The sequence below is a fragment of the Anabaena catenula FACHB-362 genome, from assembly GCF_014698735.1.
GTDB lineage: Bacteria > Cyanobacteriota > Cyanobacteriia > Cyanobacteriales > Nostocaceae > Anabaena > Anabaena variabilis_A.
In genome coordinates this window covers 1-21,137 of sequence record NZ_JACJTQ010000053.1, presented here as the reverse complement: position 1 = coordinate 21,137, position 21,137 = coordinate 1, and the positions used below count along the sequence as shown (strand labels likewise).

The following is a 21,137-nucleotide window of genomic DNA, read 5'->3' as shown; positions in this document are numbered from 1 at the left end:
AAATAGAGCAACTTTACTATCTAATTTCATAAAGTTTCTCTTTGTGAATTGTAGTTAATTTCTGATTAACTTTTAACTGCTAAAATTAGCAGCGCCAAAAGTAGCATTAAACTTGCGACACCAGATAGCAGCAGATTTGTAGTCTCCTAAATTGATGTTTTGAGGAATGGAATATGTTTGAGCGCCACTATATTTTTGTAAGGGAGCAAGGACAATGTAGTCTCCCTTTTTTAAGGGATAGGATGGTGGCTTAGTTGAATTAATTACGTTACCTGAACGATGCAAAATTACTACTAAATCTGGTCCTGATTCAGAGGTTTTAAATGATTTCTCAAGCTCTAGAAATGATTTACCATTTTTAGTAGTAATACGAACTTTCCCTTGAGTTGTATGTTCTCCTGAAACAAATGTGCCTGACTTAATAGCAGTTGAATTTGGAGATTGTGCTGACTGGGCTAAAGGTTGAGCCTGAGTTGAAGACACGGGAACAGATGCATTCACAGCTATAGGACTTTCATTAACCTGGTTATTTGATACTTCGCGGACGCAGCCAACCATAACAAGAGAAGACAAGCCCAGTATGAATAAATTTCTTAAGTTCATAATTTCAATTCCTCAATTTCTCAATCAGCAATATAGCTCTTAGCTTGAACTTTAAACTGATTGTTGCTTAAATAATTAATCTCAAGATTATAGATACATAAGGATTGATATCTGAAAAACTGATATTTTACTGAGAAAGTTCTTACAGATTTCTCAGCAAAATTTAAATTTTTAGGTTATGAGTCATTAAATTAAGACTTACACAAGATGTAACTGAAAACCTGATTCTTGCGTAGTGGTAATTCATGAATTACCACTACATTCGCTCGGTTTTGCGTAAGTCCTGTAAATGTAAAAAAGATATAAAGCTTTGTTATAACTAAACGGTATCAGGTTAGGACTTGCCATTACCTGTAGTTATATGCAATGATAAATCCCCAAGCCTTTAATTATCGTTGTTTCCAACCAGGATTATTTACAACTATAATTGTGCTTCAGGCTTAATCCTGGTGCAAAATAAATTGAGATAAAGTAGCCTGAAATCATTACGATATAAACATTTCAGGTTTTTTGATGATTGGGAAGAGCGATCGCCTACAATGGGCGGTTGTGCGATCGCAATCCATCCTCTCTCTTCATCCTCTTTTTTTGGCGAAGGTATTGTTATCATGGAGAAATTATAATATTTTGGCATTTTGCCCCTTCTCAGGTGGCTTATTGGTGAACGTATATTTGCTCAACAACCATGTCACTATAGGGAATGAATCCTCATATTGAGCAAGAGAAAGGCTAAAAAACGCTGTGCAGATAACATTTTTAGGGACGAGTTCCGGAGTACCTACAAGATCACGTAATGTTTCCAGTGTCGCACTGAGATTACCGCAACGGGCAGAACTGTGGTTATTCGACTGCGGTGAAGGTACTCAGCATCAAATTTTGCGAAGTGACCTGAAAATTAGCCAACTCTCCCGAATTTTTATCACCCATATGCACGGTGATCACATCTTTGGCTTGATGGGACTGCTTGCCAGTTGCGGTTTAGCTGGTAATGTAAAACGAGTTGATATCTATGGCCCATCTGGGTTAAATGAATACCTGCAAGCGGCTTTACGTTATTCCCACACCCACTTTTCTTACCCAGTCAAGGTACATACAGTCCATCCTGGGGTAATTTATGAAGACGATGAGTTTATCGTTAGTTGTGGTCTTTTGCATCACCGCATTACAGCTTTTGGTTATCGCGTAGCCGAAAAAGATCGACCAGGACGTTTTGATGTCGAAAAGGCTAAGGAATTGCAAATCCCTTCCGGCCCCATTTACGGGAAACTCAAGCGCGGTGAAACAGTCACCCTTGCAGATGGACGAGTGATTCATGGCGACCAATTGTGTGGAAATACGGAAATTGGCCGGAAAATGGCCTATTGTACAGACACAATTTATTGTGAGGGTGCGGTGCAATTAGCACAAGATGCGGATGTGTTAATTCATGAAGCTACCTTTGCTCATCAAGATGCAGATATGGCTTTTCAAAGATTGCATTCTACAACCACAATGGCAGCACAAACAGCTTATGCAGCCGGGGTAAATCGATTACTTATGACTCATTTTAGTCCCCGCTATGCGCCAGGAAATGACATTGAGTTAAAAGATTTACTTCGAGAAGCTCGTGCTATTTTTCCGAAAACGGAAATGGCTCATGATTTTATGATCTATGACGTACCCAGACGGCGGGAAATTGACTCAAAAAGTACAATTCATAATTGATTAATTAGTCGTGCAAAATAAATTGCATATTTAGGGAATAGGGAATACAGAGATTTTTATTTTTTGGCAAAATGTATCATTAATTTTGCTGAGGTACTTACAGCTATTTTTAGGTAAATGAACCACAGTTTTTGTTTCGCGCTCCAGGCGCAGAGGAACATCAGCGAAGCGTATCCCTGAAGGGAGCCGTAGGCTTTAGCACGAAGTGCGTTAGGCGCAAAGGAAGAAAGGAATCAATGTGTGGTTTAAATAGTTGAAAACGGCTGTAATTTATCATTTCCTTACTGGCAGAAATAAAAAAAAGACAGGTATAATACCTGTCCGAGAATTAATTATTTAGCAGAGAATTTTAGAAATTCATTTCAGCAGCTTGGACTTTTTCCACCTGCTTCTTCTTCAGTACCAACATCACTTGTGCTAACATCACCAAACAGATGAAAGCAACTAACCATGACACTCTGGAACTGTCTTGTAGGACGATTTCTGCATCTTTTTGACCGAAACCACCGACGTTAGGGTTACTGGTCAAAGCATCACCAGATGCAATTGTTTGTCCTTCAGAAACAATCAGGTCTGGGCCTGCGGGAACTGTATCATTAACAACTTCACCAGCTTCAGTTTTGATGCTGACTACATATTTAACGTTACCGTCTTCACCTTCTTCTTTGGCAATCTTGCTAATTGTGCCAGCAGCAGAAGCGTTGTAAACGTTATTATTGCTCTTTTCACCTGTAGGGTAAACTTGTCCACGTCCCCGGTTTCCGCCTACATGAACGGAATATTTGCCGAAGTGGATACTCTTGTCGGTTGCGGGGTTAGGTGAAAGAACAGGGAAGACGATCTCCTGATATTGTTCGCCTGGTAATGGTCCAACGATGACAATATTGTCTTTTTCTTCACCGTAGGGTTGGAAGTAAACATCGCCTACTTCTTCCTTCAGTTCTTCAGAAATGCGGTCTTCAGGCGCAATTTTGAAGCCTTGAGGCAACATTAATACAGCACCAACATTCAAGCCGACTTTAGAACCATCAGCACCCACTTGCTGCGCGCTGGTGTCGTAGGGAATTTTGACAATCGCTTTAAATACGGTGTCAGGTAATACCGATTGGGGTACTTCCACTTCTGTGGGTTTGGCTGCTAGGTGACAGTTAGCGCAAACAATCCGCCCTGTTGGTTCGCGGGGGGTTTCAGGATAGGCAGCTTGCGCCCAGAAGGGATAAGCAGCAGCGGTTTGGGGTAGGGCTAAATCGCTGGTGAAGAAAAAAGTCAGGGTAGCGATCGCTATCAGCAATGAGTTAATCATTGCTTTAGCAGTACGAGTTAACCTCGCAGGTGTACAGGCGTTTCTCATCTCTATAAAGTCATTAGTCAGTGGTCATTGGTCATTAGTCATTGGTCATTGGTCATTGGTCATTGGTCATTGGTCATTGGTCAAGAGTTGATTAAAAATTCTGGACTGTTGACTTCAGACTAATAACTCAATACTCAATACTCAACACCCAGTACTCGGTACTCGGTACTCAATACTCGGTACTCTTTACTCAGAACTGTTTAAGACCACCAAGCGGGTTCTCCGGTGCGGAAGTCAGTTTCTGTCCAAGGGGTCAAAACGATTTGGTCGTCATTAACTGTGGTGTGAGCCAAAGCCAAAGACTTGGGTGCAGGCCCCCGAACAACTTTACCAGTTGCATCGTACTGGGAACCATGACAAGGGCATTTAAACTTGTTCTCAGCTACGTTCCAGGGGACTACACAACCCAGGTGAGTGCAGATGGCGTTAATACCGTAATCAGCGATCGCTTCTTTGCTTTCAACGACAATATAGGTGGGGTCGCCTTTGAGTCCTTGAACTAGAGTGCGATCGCCTACATTATGGCTAGAAAGAAATTGACTAACTTTAACGTTGTTACCCAGTTCATCTTTTGCTGTTGTACCACCGCCAGCGCCACCACTAGCAGGGGGAATAAAGTAGTTGACCACGGGATATAATGCTCCCAAAGCCACTCCTGTCACAGTTCCAAAAGTAAGCAGGTTCATGAATTGACGACGCCCCATATCAGGAACGTCCACTGATTCAGAAAATTGAGCCATAATCTACGCGCAATTGTGTAATTTTTTTAACATTTTGACAAGCTTGCTAGTACTTAAACAATTCTTGCCTGAGTCGAAATGCTAACGCCTCCAGGGATGCCACACTTCTTTGTTGCAAGACCTGTCTAGCATCTTTTCTGTTAGCATTACATTTCTTTATATCCTTATCATACTGGAGTTACGGAACTTAACATCATAACTAAATGTAAAATCTAATTGAGAAAACCTCTGATCCCATAAGGGAATAGGCTGTGATGTTTCCCAGAGATCAAACAGCCTTGCTCAGAAGTATTCCAAATCCCAAATCCCAAATCCCAAATTTTTAATTGATATGACAGGAAAGGAATTACGTCAACTGTTGATTGATAAGTGGGGATACTCATACGATATCCAGTTACGCCGGACACAGGGGAAGATATTTCTACAAGTCATGTGGAAATACCTTGAGCAAGCTTCATTCCCCTTAAGCGATACTGAGTACCAAGAGCATATTGACGGTATTGCTAATTATCTCCATGCTTTGGGAGGAACAATACAAGTACAAACTTTTATTGCCCAAACCAAAGAGCGTCCCCGGCTGGGTAAAGCTGTTAGTATCCCCCTAGATTTGGGCGATCGCGCTTCTGAATGGATATTATGAATTTAAATAACAATCTTCGTAATTTGTAATTCGTAATGCCTCTTGCTCCCTTTGGTAGAGCTTCGCTAACAGAGGAGCTATACGCTAAGGTAATTCGTAACAGAGATTTAGACCACCTGGATGAGATTAAAATACCAAGCAATGAAAGATTCAATAATATACTTGTAGGTTTTAGGTTTCAATCTGACTTCCTTAATAGACTGAGATGGAAAATCTTTCCAGATAAATCTTTCTTCTTTTTCTCCTTCAATCAGGAAAGCCATTTCTCCATCAAATGCTTCAGAAAAACCTGGACATATACAAAATTTTCTATATTTTTTCTCCAGTTCTTCTGAACTCCAATGAGATTCAAGATTATCACCGTAAAGAGCAGAATCAAGAAATTTACAAACTTCTAAGGCAGTCATTCTCATCAAATTTGAATCTTGCCTTTTTCCACATTCTGTTAAAGAAGACTTAAAATAACTGTAAGGCACATTTAGCATCACTGTTAGTGAAAAATCTCCTATCGCATATCCTCCAGCCCAAAGAGCAATATGTCCAAATAAGTAATCTTGTAGTTCGCTTTCTCTTGGATCTAACAAGCACTCTAGAGCTAATTCTTGTTTATCCCCCCATAACATAAACTATCTTCCACTTCTATCTCTATCAAGGCTTTTTAAGCTTTTACTTATAGTGCCGTATGTAAATCTTTACAAGAGAATATCTTGAGTTTTATAAAAAAATTACAGGATGTCACTTTTCCTGTATTTATGGCACGAAATCAGAAAGACTTTTATTTCCCCGTCAGTTTAACTAAACCAACTCCACCAAAATAAAGTCCTAAAACCGCCCCTGCTAAAAGACTTTGGGTGAGGGGGTCAGTAGAAGGTGTAAGTACAGCACCCAAAATGACTGCTCCCATAATCACAAAACGCCAACCAGCCAGCATTTTTTCGGAAGAGACAATACCTAAATTACCTAGCAACAATTGAATAATGGGAATTTGAAATGCTAACCCAGTGCTGAATAACAATAACAGCACAAATTCAAAATATTTTTCAATTGACCATAGTTGTTCAACAACATCTGCACCGTAGCTGATAAAAAATTGTAAAGCTGCGGGAATAAGTAGCAAGTAAGCAAATACTAACCCGCCGACAAATAGCACACTTGAACCCAAAACCACAGGTGCTAACAAACGGCGTTCTCGACGTGTCAGTCCGGGAAGTACGAATTGGATAATTTGGTAAAGAATAAAGGGACTAGCAAGCACTAAGCCACTGTAACCCGCAACTTTGATGGAGACAAAGAAATATTCTCCTGGTGCTAGTTGCAAAAATTTTATACCATGTGCTGGGACTTCTAGTAGCTGTACAAGAGGTTTAACGACGATAAAACAGCCGATAACACCCACAGCTACAGCAATTAGAGAATAGAAAATCCGCTGCCGTAATTCTTCAAGATGGTCGAAAAATGACATTTCCACATCATCTGGTAACTCATCTTGGGGATTAACTTCTGAATTTCCGTATCCTTCTGTATCTATATTGGGAGAATTGATAGTATCTACATCTGGTGAAGGTGTCATGAGTTAGTTAATAGGCAACATTCCTTAACTATTTTATCTGTGAGAGCGACTTTGAGAAGGGGAGAAGAGGACGCGGTGACACGGTGACGCGGAGAGGGGGAGAAGAGGACGCGGTGACACGGTGACGCGGAGAGGGGGAGAGGAGATGACGCGGGGACGCGGAGAGGGTAATTTTTTACTGGGTTGGTAATTTGGGGTGTTCGGCTGAGTATTTAGCAACCACAGCCGAAATTGATGGGTTATACAGTCGTAGATAATTCCAGTAATTACCAAAAACTTGCCTAACGTAATTTCTGGTTTCGTCAAAAGGAATTTCTTCCACAAACTCATCTGGATCTTGTTTGGGTATGGTTCGCAGCCATTTAGCAACGTTACCTGGCCCGGCATTGTAACTAGCGATCGCTAACATGGAATTATTCCCATATTGCTGATGAGTATGATCTAAATACCAAGTTCCCAGCATAATGTTATCGTTGGGGTTTTCCAAATTAATGGTTTTCATATCAACATTAATTTGCGGGGCTATCCATGCGGCTGTACTGGGCATTACCTGCATTAAACCGGTTGCACCGACTACAGATTTAATTTTTGGCTGAAACCGTGACTCCTGACGCATCAAGGCTGTAACTAGCAGAGGATTCAGTTTACGTGTAGTTGACCATTTTTCAATTTCTTGGAGATAGGGAAAAGGATAACGAGCTTGCCAATAAATGATTTGTTGACTTAAAGCTGCATATTCGGCTTTTTCGGCTGGTGTTTCCCGATCTTCCAACTTAGAAATCTTATCAATCCCGATGAGATTTTCTCCCTTTGCCAACAGCATCAACCCCTCGGTAAATTCTTCGGCTACAGTAGGCTTGTCTTTGTTCTGAAATTCTGTCTCCCACTGTAACCAAGCATCACGATCTTGACCTAACAGATATAATTCTTTAAAAGTATCAGAACCCGCTGTTGGCACAGGACGCTGATGTGGGACAACTTCCGGGTTCATCAGTCGCAGGTTGTTAAAATTACCTACATCTAACCCCAAAATGCTGGCAGAGCGCCATGCGTAATAAGATTGGGGAAATTGGCTCAGTACATACTCATAAGCAGTACGAGCTTCCTGCTGTTTTCCTAGCATTGTTGCCCATTTACCTACCCAAAACCCGGCTCTAGGAGCCAAAATGCTGTTAGGATTATTCGCAGCGATTGGTTGCGCCCATTCCCATGCACCTACATAATCTTGGGCTTTGGCTTTATTTAGGGCTATTTTCCAGCGATATTCTGCCGCTTCGTTAGAACTGCTGTACTTACCTAAAAGTAATTTCCAAGTTGTATTAGCTGACTGGTTATCGTTGAGAGTTTCCAGTAATTTAGCTTTTTGTACGAGTGCTTTCGGTGCTTGTTGAGGAAATTTATTAATTATTTGGTCAAGATAAGGTATTGCGGCCTTTCCTGGGGCAATTTCTGCTAATCTCAGCAGGGCTGTTCCCGTTTCCTCAGCGGTGGGAAATTGTTGCACCTGTTGTTTATAGAGAGCAACTGCTTTATCTCGCTCTTTGTTTAACTGTATCCCTCTAGCGGTGCGGTAGAGATTGCGGGCTGTTTTGGGTGCTTTAGTATAAGCATTAGCCGCTTTGGTAAATTGATTATTGTCCCAGTAGACTGAACCAATTAATTCCCAATCTGCGGGTGTGAGTTGAGGCTGTTTTGCCAATTGATCTAATATACCGACAATGCCTGGTTCATTGGCGGCATATTTGGCTAAGATTAGTTTTAACTTGGGCTGATTGGGATTATCTTTTAAGCGTTTGCGGATAATTTCCCAGGTGAGGGGATGAGAAGGAAATTGTGCGATCGCTTGATCATGTAGTTTTGGTTGCCCAATCAAGTATATTGCCTTAACTGCGGCTGCTTCTTGGGGATAATCTTTTAGCACTTTTTGCCGCAAATCCGAAGCTTTACCCTTCTCACCCAGCATATCCTGTGCCTGAGCTTGCTTGAGCAAAATGTATGGTGCTAAAACTGGATAATCTTTCTCCAGTCCTTGTAGTAAGTTTAGGGCTTTTTCCCCTTGGTTGGTTTCAATGTAATCGCTGGCCAAAATATAACTAGCTCTTTCTTTATCTGGAGAATTGCTGGCTTTAGCAATTTCACTTAGTTTGGCGGCACGTTCTGGTAAAGATTGAGATATTAAACTAAATACAACTGACTTTGATTTATTAGTCTCAGATAATTGCTTAGGCTGACTCTGACTTACGTTTAACCATTTGCTCAGGGTTTTTCCAGCTTGTGGGGCTGATACCATACCCCCGACTAAAAAGGCACATAGTCCTGCGCCAGCAATCAGATAAATTTGCTTGTTTTGTAGTTTCTTCAGCATGGATACCCGCTGTTGATGTAGCGTCTCAAGGAGAAAGTTTTTGATCAATTTCTTGCAACTTTAACACTACTGGCGGGAAATGTTATCACTTTTGAGTCCCAAATTGAGAATTTTTAGACTCAATAGTCGTAATTTGGGTGTTAATTGAAACTTTACGTGATCAAGTTTTGTTGGCACTGAAGTTAGGTAAGCAAGCCCCTGGTTACAAAGCTGCTCTCCAGAGGTACGCCGCAATCACCTAGATACCAAATGGATTCTATATCAAATAGGTTATAAGTGCTACTTTCTTTACACTGAAGTAGCAACCTGAGAAAGTCGGTTGTGCGTTGGGACTTTTGACATCCTATGGCAATATACTTGCGTTTCGCTGGGATGTATGGGATATTCTCATAATTATAATTTACGGTTAATCTATCGGGACACCGTATTTAAGTTTATTTGCTGAAGTTCGATATCTTTTAACCACCAAGCAGAGTGATGATGTTGACTAAGTTCTCTCCATTCAGACTATTGAAAGCTGGAATCACCTTCTTCAAAAAATACCAAAAGCAAAAAATCCGCACCTTTTCCTTACTGTTTGTAGTTGGACTAAGCTTGAGTTTAGCTGTTTCTGCTTGTTCTCCCAGCGCCAGCGAAAATACTGGAACAACTCAGACAGCACAAACAACCGAAACAGCTAATCCAAATACCAATTCCAGTGCAACAAATAGCAATACCGTAATTCGCATTGGCTACCAAAAAGCAGCAACTATCCTCTACTCACTAAAAGCCAAAGGGGAATTAGAAACAGCCTTAAAAGCCTCTGGTGCTTCTGTTACTTGGACTGAATTTCCTGCTGGTCCTCCAATGTTAGAAGCGTTGAACGCTGGGAGTATTGACTTTGGTTACACAGGAGAAGCACCCCCTATATTTGCTCAAGCCGCAAATACTCCTTTTCTTTATGTTGCTTATGATCCTTGGACTCCCAAAGCAGAAGCAATTATTGTCCATAAGGATTCACCTATTAAAACTGTGGCTGAACTCAAGGGTAAAAAAGTTGCTTTTGCAAAAGGATCAAATACTAATTATTTAGTAGTAAAAGCATTAGAAAAAGCAGGATTAAAGTACAGCGACATCAAGCCAACTTTTCTCTCTCCAGCAGATGCTCGTGTAGCATTTGAAGGTAAAAATGTTGACGCTTGGGCAATTTGGGACCCATTTTTAGCCGCAGCCGAAAAAGCAACTGGCGCACGTACTCTCACAGATGCAACTGGATTAGCTCCCAATCTAGGTTATTATCTAGCGGCTAAATCCTTTGTAAATAAAAATCCAGAAAGGTTAAAAACAGTTTTGGATGGAGTGAATAAAGTCAGCGATTGGGCAAAGAATAATCCAACTGAAGTAGCGCAATTACTTTCCCCTGTATTGGGCATAGATGCGGCTGTGTTAGAAACAGCAGAAAAACGACGTGAGTATGGTGTATTACCTCTGACAGAAGAAATAATTAGCAAACAACAAGAAATTGCAGATGCTTTTTATAAAATCAAATTGATTCCTAAAGAAATCAAGATTAAAGAAGTAGTTTGGCAAGGAAATAAATAATTTAGTGATTGGTAATTGGTGATTGGTAATAGGAAAATTGCTAATTATCAAATATTTCTAAAAATCTTCCTTGACTTTCTCTGCGCCCTCTGCGCCTCTGCTAACGGAAAAATAAATTTTGAATTCTTGAAAGAGTTGTATATGGTAACAAACATCAATACACAGTGGCTAAAAACCAATGTTTTAGTAATCGGTGGTGGAACTGCGGGGACAATGGCAGGGATTAAAGCTAAACAGGCAAATCCTGATGCTGAAGTGTTAATTTTAGAGAAAGCGAATATTCGCCGTAGTGGTGCGATCGCAATGGGAATGGATGGAGTCAATACAGCCGTTATTCCTGGCAATTCTACCCCAGAACAATACGTCCGTGAAGTCACCATTGCTAATGATGGCATTCTTCACCAAAAAGCAGTTTACGCAACGGGTAAATTAGGTTACGAAACCATTCAAGAATTAGAGAGTTGGGGCGTTAAATTCCAAAAAGACCCTCAAGGAAATTACGACGTTAAACAAGTGCATCGAGTTGGTAAATATGTCTTACCCATGCCAGAAGGTAAAGACTTAAAAACAATTCTTACCCGCCAAGTTAAACGCCATAAAGTGAAAGTCACAAACCGCGTTATGGCAACAAGAGTATTAGTAAAAGATGGTAGAGCCATTGGTGCAGTTGGGTTTGACGTGCGCGGTGGTGATTTTGTAGTTATTCAAGCCAAAGCCGTCATACTTTCTACTGGTGCTTGTGGACGTTTGGGATTACCTGCATCTGGCTATCTTTATGGAACTTATGAAAATCCTACAAATGCCGGAGATGGTTATTCAATGGCTTATCATGCAGGAGCAGAATTAAGCAATATTGAATGTTTTCAAATCAACCCATTAATTAAAGATTATAATGGTCCTGCTTGTGCCTATGTTGCTGGCCCTTATGGAGCATATACCGCCAATGCTGAAGGAAACCGCTTCATTAATTGTGATTATTGGAGTGGTCAAATGATGCTAGAGATTTGGAAAGAATTAAATTCTGGCAAAGGGCCAATTCAAATGAAAATGACTCATTTGGATGAGGATACAATTTCGGAAATTGAGGCGATTTTATGGGCAAATGAAAGACCAAGTAGAGGACGTTTTCATGAGGGTAGAGGAGAAGATTACCGCACTCATGGCGTAGAAATGAATATCTCAGAAATTGGCTTATGTAGTGGACATAGTGCTTCTGGTGTGTGGGTGAATGAAAAAGCAGAAACTACAGTACCTGGACTCTATGCAGCCGGAGATATGGCCAGCGTTCCTCATAATTACATGATTGGTGCATTTGTCTATGGTCGTTTAGCAGGAGAAAATGCCATTGAATATATTCAAAACTTAGAGCATTTAGAACCTGATTCTGAATTTATAGAGGCGGAAAAAGCAAGAATTTATGCACCATTAAATCAACCAAATGGTATTCCTCATACTCAAGTTGAATATAAATTACGCCGAATAGTGAATGATTATTTACAACCGCCAAAATCCGGTAATAAAATAGAAATTGGACTAAATAATTTTGTTCACTATCATGAAACATTAGCCCAAATGGGAGCGCGTGATCCTCATGAATTAATGCGGTGTATGGAAGTGCATTTTATTCGTGATTGTGCAGAAATGGCAGCACGAGCATCTTTATACCGTCGGGAAAGTCGTTGGGGTTTATATCATTATCGGTTGGATTTTCCAGATAAGAATAATGAAGAATGGTTTTGTCATGTGAATTTGAAAAAAAATGAAGCAGAGGAAATGATTTTGTTTAAACGTCCAGTTGAGCCTTATGTTGTGGAGGTTGATTTACAGCAAGAAGTTTATAATGTTGCAGTTAGATAAATGGAATGATTAAGTTAATATGGTTTAGTCGAGAAAAAGTAGGTTGGGTTAAGCGACAGCGCAACCCAACAAAAGTATTGATAATGTTGGTTAACATACATCAACTCAACTTGCATAGGTTCATTTTTTCAGAAGTTTGATATCACTAAATAAATCAAGGTAATTTAAAAATGATCAAAGAAATAACACGCCGTGAATTTATCGCTACTGCTGCCTTAACAACTGGTTTTGCTTTAGCAGTACAACCTGTTTCCGCTAAAGTGATTACCACAGATACTAAAGGATTAATTGCCGGAGCGGTGAAAATTCCCGTCAAGGATGGGGAAATTCCCGCTTACAGAGCGCAGCCTGACAAGGGTGGAAATTTTCCCATTGTCTTGGTAATTCAGGAAATATTTGGCGTTCATGAACACATACAGGATGTTGTGCGACGCTTTGCTAAATTAGGCTATTTAGCGATCGCTCCCGAACTGTTCATCCGTCAAGGTGATGTTTCAAAATTAAGTAATATTGACGAAATTCGCCCAATTGTTGCCAAAGTTCCCGATGCTCAAGTGTTATCAGATTTAGATGATATTGTTACTTGGGCTGGGAAATCAGCCAAGGGTAACGCTGATAAATTAGCAATTACGGGTTTTTGCTGGGGTGGTCGAATAACTTGGTTATATTCAGCACATAATCCTAATGTCAAAGCAGGTGTAGCTTGGTACGGTAGAGTAGTAGGCAATGTTACCAAGCTACAGCCCAAACATCCTATTGATATTGCTTCTGAACTCAAAGTCCCCGTGCTGGGACTCTATGGAGGTCAAGATACAGGTATTCCCGTGGACACAGTAGAACAAATACGAGAAAAACTCAAATCCAGTAGCAGTAAATCGGAGATTATTGTTTATCCCGATGCACCTCACGCCTTTTTTGCCGATTATCGCCCTTCCTACCGCGAAAAAGAAGCCAAAGATGGCTGGCAACGTCTTCAAAAATGGTTTAAACAGTATGGAGTGTGAGTAAAAATCTGGCGTTGGTGAATGAAAGTATGATTTTTTTTCACGCAGAGGCGCAGAGGCGCGGAGAGTAAGAGTTTGAGAAATAGAATGTTTGAGTTTCATACCTCAATTCAGCAACGCCCAAAATCTTTGTAGAGCCGAGAATCCCTACCCATGTAACGTCTTTACGTCTAAATTTATACTGCTTATCAACCTACCTAAATACTACCTATGTCTGAACAATATCGTTTTGAAACCCTGCAAGTCCATGCTGGACAAGAACCTGCTCCGGGAACTAATGCCCGCGCTGTACCAATATATCAAACCACTTCCTACGTTTTTGATGATGCTGATCACGGAGCGCGGTTATTTGCTCTCCAGGAATTTGGTAACATTTATACCCGGATCATGAATCCGACAACGGATGTTTTTGAAAAACGAATTGCTGCTTTAGAAGGGGGTGTGGCGGCTTTAGCCACTGCAAGCGGTCAAGCAGCACAATTTTTGGCAATAAGTACGATCGCTCAGGCAGGAGATAATATTGTTTCTACCAGTTTCCTCTATGGGGGAACTTATAACCAGTTCAAAGTTTCCTTACCACGATTGGGAATAAATGTCAAACTTGTGGAAGGAGATGACCCAGAAAATTTCCGTCAAGCGATCGATGATCGCACAAAAGCCCTCTACGTTGAAACCATTGGTAATCCCCAATTCAACATCCCAGATTTTGCTGCTTTAGCTCACATTGCCCATGAAAATGGTATTCCTTTAATTGTAGATAATACCTTCGGTGCAGGTGGATATCTAGCACGACCCATTGAACATGGTGCAGATATTGTTGTGGAATCTGCTACTAAGTGGATTGGTGGGCATGGTACATCTATTGGCGGCGTAATAGTTGATTCTGGTAAATTTGATTGGGGTAACGGCAAATTTCCCCTTTTTACCGAGCCTTCCCCCGGTTATCATGGGCTGAATTTCCAAGAAGTATTTGGGAAAGGTAGTCAATTTGGTAACATTGCCTTTATTATTCGTGCCAGAGTCGAAGGATTACGAGATTTGGGAGCAGCGTTGAGTCCATTTAACGCTTTTCTTTTACTGCAAGGATTAGAAACCCTTTCCCTGCGTGTAGAACGTCATATCAACAATGCTTTAGAATTAGCTAAATGGTTAGAACAACAAGACCAAGTAGCATGGGTTAATTATCCAGGACTTCCCAATCATCCATATCATGAACGAGCAAAAAAATATCTCAAACATGGCTTTGGGGGAGTTCTTAATTTTGGCATCAAAGGTGGATTAGAAGCTGGTAAAGCTTTTATTAGTAATGTGAAATTAGCCAGTCATTTAGCAAATGTTGGTGATGCGAAAACCCTTGTTATTCATCCTGCTTCTACAACTCATCAACAGCTAAGTGATAGTGAACAAATTTCGGCTGGTGTAACACCAGATTTAGTGCGGGTATCTGTGGGAATTGAACATATTGACGATATTAAAGAGGATTTTGAACAAGCATTTGGGAAGGTTGGAAACAGGTGACAGGGAACAGGTGACAGGTGACAGAGAATAATTACCAATTACCAATTACCAATCACCTTTTTTATGAAATACTTAGACTTCATTTCGCCAAAAACCCAGTTTTACCAATTGTCAGTACCATTTCAATTAGAATCTGGTGAAATATTAATTGGTGTTCAGGTTGCTTACCGTAGTTGGGGAAAATTAAACGCAAACTGCGATAATGGAGTCTTAATTTGTCATGCTCTCACTGGTTCTGCTGATGCTGATGATTGGTGGGCAGCCTTGTTTGGTGTAGGGAAAACCTTTGATTCTGACCAGGATTTTATTGTGTGCAGCAACATTTTAGGAAGTTGTTACGGTACAACTGGAGCAACTTCTATTAACCCAAATACAGGAAAAGTTTATGGTGTATCTTTTCCCAGAATTACAATTCGGGATATGGTTCACCTCCAAGCTGCACTATTAGAATACTTGGAAGTTAAATCTCTGCGATTGGTAATTGGTGGTTCGCTGGGTGGGATGCAAGTATTAGAATGGGCGTTATTATATCCAGAAAAGGTGAAAGCGATCGCACCAATGGCATCACCTGGAAGACATTCAGCATGGTCTATTGGCTTAAGTGAAGCCCAAAGACAGGCAATTTATACAGATCCAAATTGGCAAGGTGGGAACTATACAAGTGATGCACCACCAGTCCAAGGATTAGCTGTAGCGCGGATGATGGCAATGATTACCTATCGTTATTGGGAGAGTTTTACAAATCGCTTTGGAAGGCAGCAGGATGAATCTAATCAGTTTGCCATAGCCAGTTATTTACAATATCAAGGTCAAAAATTAATAGAACGTTTTGATGCTAATACTTATATTACATTAACCCATGCAATGGATAGTCATGATGTTAGTTGGAATAGAAAAGATTATCAATCTGTTTTGCAAAGTATCAAACAACCAACTTTAGTTATTTCTATTGATTCTGATGTTCTTTATCCTCCAGTGGAACAACAAGAATTAGTAGATTTAATTCCTAACGCTCAATTGGGATTGCTCCAGTCAAGTCACGGACATGATGCGTTTTTAATAGATATGGAAGAATTGAATGAAATAGTAGTTTATTTTAGTAAAGAACAAGATATTTAATTATAGATTTTTAAATCATTAGAAAAATGCCTATTTACGATTCCATTGGTAAAAAGTATTCAACATCTCGTATTCCTGATTCTCGTATTGCAAAGACATTAATTGATTTGTTAAATTTACCCCAAGGTAGCATTATCGCTGATATTGGTGCAGGTACTGGTGGTTACAGTCAATTAATTGCTAATCAAGGATTTTCTGTTTATGCAGTAGAACCTTCATCAGTAATGCGAACTCAAGCAATACAACATCCACAAATCAAATGGTTTACTGGATATGCAGAAGCTTTACCCTTACCAGATAAATCTGTTGATGCTGTTATAAGTATTCTCACTATTCATCATTTCTCTGATTTAGCAAAATCCTTGCGAGAGATGCACCGAATAGTTAAAGATGGAGCAATTATTTTATTGACTTTTGATATCAGATTAGCTCAAAAAATATGGCTTTATGATTACTTTCCTGCCTGGTGGGAAGAGGCATTAAAGTTTTTGCCACTTAACGAAATTGCCAATTTAATTCAAGTAAATACTCAAAGAAATGTTGAAGCTTTTCCTCTCATGTTACCTCATGATTTATCTGATTTATTTGCAGCAGCGGGTTGGAGAAGACCTGAGATTTATTTAAAACCTGAAGTTCGGGCAGGAATATCAGCTTTTGCTTTTTCTGATCAGAATTTAATTGAACAAGGAGTGCAAAAATTAATGAATGATTTAAGTAATGGTGAATGGGATAAAAAATATGGAGAGATTTTGAATTTACAAGAAGTTGATATAGGTTATCGGTTTTTGCGAGCAAAGTTTTAAATAATATAGGAATATAATTTTTTATAAATTCAAATTTTAGAAAATATGACAATTAGACAAGCTAAAATAAAAGATGCAGAACGAATAGCTATTCTTTGTGAGCAACTTGGATATTCTGCTACCAAGGAACAAATAGAGCAACGCTTGAATAAAATTCAAAATAACAACTCTCATATTATCTATGTTGCGACTATAGAACATGAATATGTAATAGGTTGGGCGCACGCACATATTTATGAATTAATAATTATGCCTAATCAAGCACTTCTTTTCGGTTTAGTTGTAGATAAAAATTATCGAAATAATGGAATTGGCAGACTTTTAATGCAGCATATTGAAGAATGGGCTACTTTAGTTGGCTGTCAAGGAGTCATACTTCGTTCTAATATTAAACGTCAAGAGGCTCACTTGTTTTATGAAAAAATTGGCTATACCAATATCAAGCAGTCGGTGACTTTTTATAAAAAATTAACATCTCAAGAATAAATGATTACTGGAATTAACCACATTACTTTATCTGTCAGAAATCTGGAAGAATCTATTTCTTTCTATAGGAGTGTATTAGATTTTCGGTTATTAGCAAAATGGCCAAAAGGTGCTTATCTTTCTGCTGGTGATATCTGGTTAGCATTGATATTAGACCAGAAGGTTCGAGAAAGTCCTCTTCCTGAATATACTCATATTGGGTTGACTGTTTCTATGGAAAATTTTCCGATTCTTAGTCAACGAATTCAAGAATCAGGTGCAAAAATATGGCAAGATAATAAAAGTGAAGGAGATTCTCTTTATTTCCTTGATCCAAATGATCATAAACTAGAAATTCACGCTTCTGATTTAGAAACTAGAATCAAAACTGCAAAAGAATCTCCTTGGGAAGGATTGGAATTTTTTGTTTAAATTTTACTAATTAATGGAGTAATGAAATTATGGCTTTAATCACACAAAGAGTTGATGTCCCAGTAATTGTTGATGAATCTAAATGTTTAGAGAAATGTGTAGCTTGTATTGAAGTTTGTCCTCTGGATGTGTTAGCAAAAAATCCAGAGACGGGAAAAGCCTATATGAAATATGATGAATGTTGGTTTTGTTTACCCTGTGAGAAGGAATGTCCAACAAACGCGATTACAGTACAAATTCCTTTCTTGTTGCGGTAGAGGTGCAAAAATGTTTACAGATACAGATTCTGAGTTAAATCAATGGTTGGAAATGTTGCGATCACTTAACGAGAGTGATCGCCTAGTTGCGGTAAAATCTCTACAGCACCTGGGAGAAGACGCAGCAGTTGACGCTTTAATTATCGCACTCGAAGACGAAAGCACCGCAGTACAGAAAATCGCAGTATCCGCACTTTGGGAATTAGCTAATCCTGTTGCTGTACCCGCTTTAATCAAAACTCTCGCTTCCCCAGATATAAAAGTTCGCACTGAAGCATTATCAGCTTTAGGTGAACTTGTCACCGCAGATCATCTTTTGTTATTACTAGATGCACTGCACCAAGAAGATATCAATCTTCAGCTTAACGTACTAATTTTGCTGCGGAAAATTCATGATGCTCAATCTCTACCTGCGGTGTTATCCTTTTTTCAATCTCAATACCCAGAACTGCGAGAAACTGCTATTACAACTCTGCGCTATTTAAACCAAGTGCAAATATGTCCACCAGCTTTATCTTTGATGAAGGATGCTGATGATAACGTCCGTCGTGCAGCAGCATTAACTTTAGGACATTTAGCAGATAAAGAAATTGTAGAATTATTAACTCAATCTCTCATATCTGATGCTGATTGGCAAGTGCGAAGAAATGCAGCGAAATCTTTAGCAATTCATGCTAATTCAGAAGCGATTCCGGCTTTGAAAATTGCTCTAAAAGATGAGCATTGGCAAGTAAGAAAGTTTGTCCTTCAGGTATTACACAAAACGCCAGATGAAAATTTATTACCTGATTTAATTAAAGCGTTAACAGACGAATATTCTGATGTCAGAAAAGAGGCAGCTATAGCACTTGGTCATTTAGCTAAATCTGATTCTATTAATGCTCTCCAACAAGCACTAGATGATCCTGATAGAGATGTTTGTATTTACGCGGAAAGGGCAATTAATAAGATTAATAATTTAGCTAGTTGAAGATGTACAAATTTGCTGCGGCTTGGGAAAAAGAAACAATAGTTTTTGGTGCTTCTCGTCCTGGATATGCTGATAATCAGGTGCATGATTGGATTAAGTTTATGAAATCCCAAGACATCAAGCGAGTTTGCTGTTTGCTTAGTAATCAACAACTAGCTAATTATGCCCATCTTTTAGATACATATCGGCAAGAATTTGGTCATCAACAAGTCTGTTGGACACCAATTGAAGATTTTCATTTATCTGATTTAGAAACACTCACACAGAAAATACTGCCTTTTTTGATCACAGCAGATAAACAAAATGAAAAAGTAGTTGTGCATTGTGCTGGTGGAATTGGACGGACTGGACATATATTAGCCGCTTGGTTAGTTAGTGTACGGGGATTTTCTAACAAAGATGCAATTTCTGCTGTGAAAAGAACAGGGAGAAATCCTTATGAAGCTGTAATTGCTGCTATTTTTAAAGGAAAAAATCCGTTTCAAGTTGCACAAGAATTCAATTTTTTATTGAATAATTGCCGTCATTTGTATTTATCAAATACCTAAACATGGAAAATGAAATATTCAAATATCCAATAATTGAAACAGAACGGTTGGTGTTGAAATTACCTTCCGCTGATGCTGCTCCGCATTTGTTAACCTATGTACAGGATAATGTAGAGCATTTTGCACCTTGGTCTCCTCCGAGAAGTGAGAAATATTACACTGAGGGTTTGTGGAAGGAAAAACTATCAGCATCTCAAAACGATTTTCGACAAGGTAAAGCTTTAGAATTAGTAATTTTTTCAAAAGAAGATCCATCAGGTTCTGTTGTTGGTCAGTGCAACTTTACAAGAATTATGCGGGGACCATTTCAGGCGTGTTATCTGGGTTACAATCTTGATTATCGAGCGGTTGGACATGGTTATATGTTTGAGGCTCTAAAAGGAGCAATTGGATATGTATTCAATGAGTTAAAACTTCATCGAATTATGGCTAATTACATACCAACTAATGGAAGAAGTGCAAAGCTCCTGAGACGATTAAACTTTTTGACTGATGGATACTCGCGTGACTACTTATTTATAGCAGGTCGCTGGCAAGATCATATTTTAACTTCTCTTACTAATTATGAGATGAAAACTCCAAGTTAGCCTTTTTCTTCGCTTCCACACTCCGCCCTTCAAACATACTAAACTCGATAATAAGTAAGTCGGCACGATAAAACCGATGTATGTTAAGTTTTGTAAAAACCGTGAAATGACCTATTGATAAGGCATTGATTGAATTTACATTTTGTTACATGGTTATAAATTTTCCCGCCGACTTACTTAGTATAGCAATCACTACGTCCTGATGGGTAGTAAAAGTCAGATTTATCTAAGGGAAAAAAGCGATGCGCTCGTTTATCTATTGGGTATTGCAACGCCTCTATAACACAGGCATGAATAGCATCTGAAAGCTGCTGTTTAATCGGGTTCAAATAATCCTTTATTCCATAAATCTTGACCTGGGTCATACATCCTCCTTATTTCCAATATCCCTACAAAACAACTCTTCGCAACTGTGGAAAAACCTTAGACACTTTACTCAATACATAATCGCCATAAGTACCACGAAAATCGTGAACACTAGCTTTATCCCAGCGTTCCTCATTATCAGTATTTACCACTGCACCCGATTTAATTAGTTTCACCTCAACATCAAAATTAGGATCAAAAAAGAACGGAAATGAAAGGCGATTCTTGGCAGAAATATTCTTGACTCTATGGGGTGTAGACTTATATAAACCTCCCGTCATCAGTTCCAGCATATCGCCAATATTGCATATAAATGAACCAGAAAGAGGAGGTGCATCAATCCAGCGTGATTTAGATTTAATTTGTAACCCACCTGAGTTATCCTGTTTGAGAATCGTCAAAATTCCATAGTCTGTGTGTTCACCAACACCCCATGTGGATTCACTATTTAATACAGCCCAATCAGGAGGATAATTGAAAATACGAAATAATGTCAAAGGATTTGCGGTGTAACGGTCAGCAAAGTATGATGCTTCCAATCCCAAGCTGAGGGTTAATTAACAGTAGCTAAAAAACTAACAATTACTACCAATTACTCACTTATGCTTCCATGCTAAGTCATCTGCTATGAGTGACTATCTTGGGATTTGGCTGTAA

General features: G+C 39.3%; 23 protein-coding genes. 14 read left to right on the top strand and 9 right to left on the bottom strand.

All coding sequences use genetic code 11. The features are described 5' to 3' along the window. Positions 1-72: 72 nt before the first annotated feature. Positions 73-603, bottom strand: coding sequence for a DM13 domain-containing protein (locus H6G68_RS23170; RefSeq protein WP_190908757.1), 531 nt, complete (start codon positions 601-603; stop codon positions 73-75). Positions 604-1,024: 421 nt separating this feature from the next. After that, positions 1,025-1,213, bottom strand: a complete 189-nt coding sequence (locus tag H6G68_RS23165) for a hypothetical protein (RefSeq protein ID WP_206757416.1) — start codon at positions 1,211-1,213, stop codon at positions 1,025-1,027. Between the two features lie 131 nt (positions 1,214-1,344). Here H6G68_RS23165 and H6G68_RS23160 point away from each other — a divergent pair, with 131 nt between their 5' ends. After that, positions 1,345-2,307, top strand: coding sequence for a ribonuclease Z (locus H6G68_RS23160; RefSeq protein WP_127053669.1), 963 nt, complete (start codon positions 1,345-1,347; stop codon positions 2,305-2,307). A 349-nt stretch (positions 2,308-2,656) separates the two neighbouring features. Here the strand turns inward: H6G68_RS23160 and petA are convergent, their stop codons facing one another. Together petA and petC are read right to left on the bottom strand one after the other, a co-directional pair. Further along, complete coding sequence (gene petA / locus H6G68_RS23155; RefSeq protein WP_190908755.1) at positions 2,657-3,658, bottom strand: cytochrome f; 1,002 nt, start codon at positions 3,656-3,658, stop codon at positions 2,657-2,659. Between the two features lie 200 nt (positions 3,659-3,858). Beyond that, complete coding sequence (petC, locus tag H6G68_RS23150; protein WP_190908754.1) at positions 3,859-4,398, bottom strand: cytochrome b6-f complex iron-sulfur subunit; 540 nt, start codon at positions 4,396-4,398, stop codon at positions 3,859-3,861. A 331-nt stretch (positions 4,399-4,729) separates the two neighbouring features. Between petC and H6G68_RS23145 the strand changes: the two genes are divergently transcribed. Further along, a complete protein-coding gene (locus tag H6G68_RS23145) occupies positions 4,730-5,038 on the top strand; it encodes a DUF3067 family protein (RefSeq protein ID WP_127053666.1) in 309 nt (102 codons plus the stop codon). Positions 5,039-5,145: 107 nt separating this feature from the next. Here H6G68_RS23145 and H6G68_RS23140 read toward each other — a convergent pair whose 3' ends face one another. From H6G68_RS23140 to H6G68_RS23130, 3 genes are all read right to left on the bottom strand, one after another. Further along, entirely contained in the window at positions 5,146-5,661 is a 516-nt protein-coding gene (locus tag H6G68_RS23140) for an Imm42 family immunity protein (RefSeq protein WP_190908753.1), read from the bottom strand. A 152-nt stretch (positions 5,662-5,813) separates the two neighbouring features. Further along, a complete protein-coding gene (gene tatC / locus H6G68_RS23135; protein WP_190908752.1) occupies positions 5,814-6,608 on the bottom strand; it encodes a twin-arginine translocase subunit TatC in 795 nt (264 codons plus the stop codon). Between the two features lie 175 nt (positions 6,609-6,783). Then, positions 6,784-8,973 carry a lytic transglycosylase domain-containing protein gene (locus H6G68_RS23130; RefSeq protein ID WP_190908751.1) on the bottom strand — a complete coding sequence of 730 codons (2,190 nt, stop codon included), beginning with the start codon at positions 8,971-8,973 and terminating at the stop codon, positions 6,784-6,786. 480 nt (positions 8,974-9,453) lie between these two features. Here H6G68_RS23130 and H6G68_RS23125 point away from each other — a divergent pair, with 480 nt between their 5' ends. The 12 genes from H6G68_RS23125 (at position 9,454) to H6G68_RS23070 (ending at position 20,114) form a co-directional block, all read left to right on the top strand. Then, positions 9,454-10,554, top strand: a complete 1,101-nt coding sequence (locus H6G68_RS23125) for a sulfonate ABC transporter substrate-binding protein (RefSeq protein ID WP_190908770.1) — start codon at positions 9,454-9,456, stop codon at positions 10,552-10,554. Positions 10,555-10,695: 141 nt separating this feature from the next. Further along, positions 10,696-12,411: a fumarate reductase/succinate dehydrogenase flavoprotein subunit gene (locus H6G68_RS23120; RefSeq protein WP_190908750.1), complete on the top strand. Its 1,716-nt coding sequence runs from the start codon at positions 10,696-10,698 to the stop codon at positions 12,409-12,411. A gap of 173 nt (positions 12,412-12,584) precedes the next feature. After that, positions 12,585-13,415, top strand: a complete 831-nt coding sequence (locus tag H6G68_RS23115) for a dienelactone hydrolase family protein (RefSeq protein WP_190908769.1) — start codon at positions 12,585-12,587, stop codon at positions 13,413-13,415. Between the two features lie 210 nt (positions 13,416-13,625). Then, complete coding sequence (locus H6G68_RS23110; RefSeq protein ID WP_190908749.1) at positions 13,626-14,933, top strand: O-acetylhomoserine aminocarboxypropyltransferase/cysteine synthase family protein; 1,308 nt, start codon at positions 13,626-13,628, stop codon at positions 14,931-14,933. A 63-nt stretch (positions 14,934-14,996) separates the two neighbouring features. Continuing rightward, a complete protein-coding gene (gene metX, locus H6G68_RS23105; protein ID WP_190908748.1) occupies positions 14,997-16,052 on the top strand; it encodes a homoserine O-acetyltransferase MetX in 1,056 nt (351 codons plus the stop codon). A 26-nt stretch (positions 16,053-16,078) separates the two neighbouring features. Next, positions 16,079-16,855: a class I SAM-dependent methyltransferase gene (locus H6G68_RS23100; protein ID WP_190908747.1), complete on the top strand. Its 777-nt coding sequence runs from the start codon at positions 16,079-16,081 to the stop codon at positions 16,853-16,855. A 45-nt stretch (positions 16,856-16,900) separates the two neighbouring features. After that, positions 16,901-17,341: a GNAT family N-acetyltransferase gene (locus tag H6G68_RS23095; RefSeq protein ID WP_190908746.1), complete on the top strand. Its 441-nt coding sequence runs from the start codon at positions 16,901-16,903 to the stop codon at positions 17,339-17,341. Next, positions 17,342-17,752 carry a VOC family protein gene (locus H6G68_RS23090; protein ID WP_190908745.1) on the top strand — a complete coding sequence of 137 codons (411 nt, stop codon included), beginning with the start codon at positions 17,342-17,344 and terminating at the stop codon, positions 17,750-17,752. Between the two features lie 29 nt (positions 17,753-17,781). After that, positions 17,782-18,009 carry a 4Fe-4S dicluster domain-containing protein gene (locus H6G68_RS23085; RefSeq protein WP_035152298.1) on the top strand — a complete coding sequence of 76 codons (228 nt, stop codon included), beginning with the start codon at positions 17,782-17,784 and terminating at the stop codon, positions 18,007-18,009. A 10-nt stretch (positions 18,010-18,019) separates the two neighbouring features. Next, positions 18,020-18,979 (top strand): HEAT repeat domain-containing protein, encoded by a 960-nt coding sequence (locus H6G68_RS23080; RefSeq protein WP_190908744.1) that lies wholly within the window; start codon positions 18,020-18,022, stop codon positions 18,977-18,979. 2 nt (positions 18,980-18,981) lie between these two features. After that, positions 18,982-19,527 (top strand): protein-tyrosine phosphatase family protein, encoded by a 546-nt coding sequence (locus tag H6G68_RS23075; protein ID WP_190908743.1) that lies wholly within the window; start codon positions 18,982-18,984, stop codon positions 19,525-19,527. 2 nt (positions 19,528-19,529) lie between these two features. Next, entirely contained in the window at positions 19,530-20,114 is a 585-nt protein-coding gene (locus tag H6G68_RS23070) for a GNAT family N-acetyltransferase (RefSeq protein WP_190908742.1), read from the top strand. Between the two features lie 173 nt (positions 20,115-20,287). On the opposite strand, the gene H6G68_RS23065 is transcribed toward H6G68_RS23070, so the two are convergent. Together H6G68_RS23065 and H6G68_RS23060 are read right to left on the bottom strand one after the other, a co-directional pair. Continuing rightward, entirely contained in the window at positions 20,288-20,479 is a 192-nt protein-coding gene (locus H6G68_RS23065; RefSeq protein WP_190908741.1) for a tautomerase family protein, read from the bottom strand. 24 nt (positions 20,480-20,503) lie between these two features. Then, positions 20,504-21,019, bottom strand: coding sequence for a 2OG-Fe(II) oxygenase family protein (locus tag H6G68_RS23060; protein ID WP_242045365.1), 516 nt, complete (start codon positions 21,017-21,019; stop codon positions 20,504-20,506). Positions 21,020-21,137 lie beyond the last annotated feature (118 nt).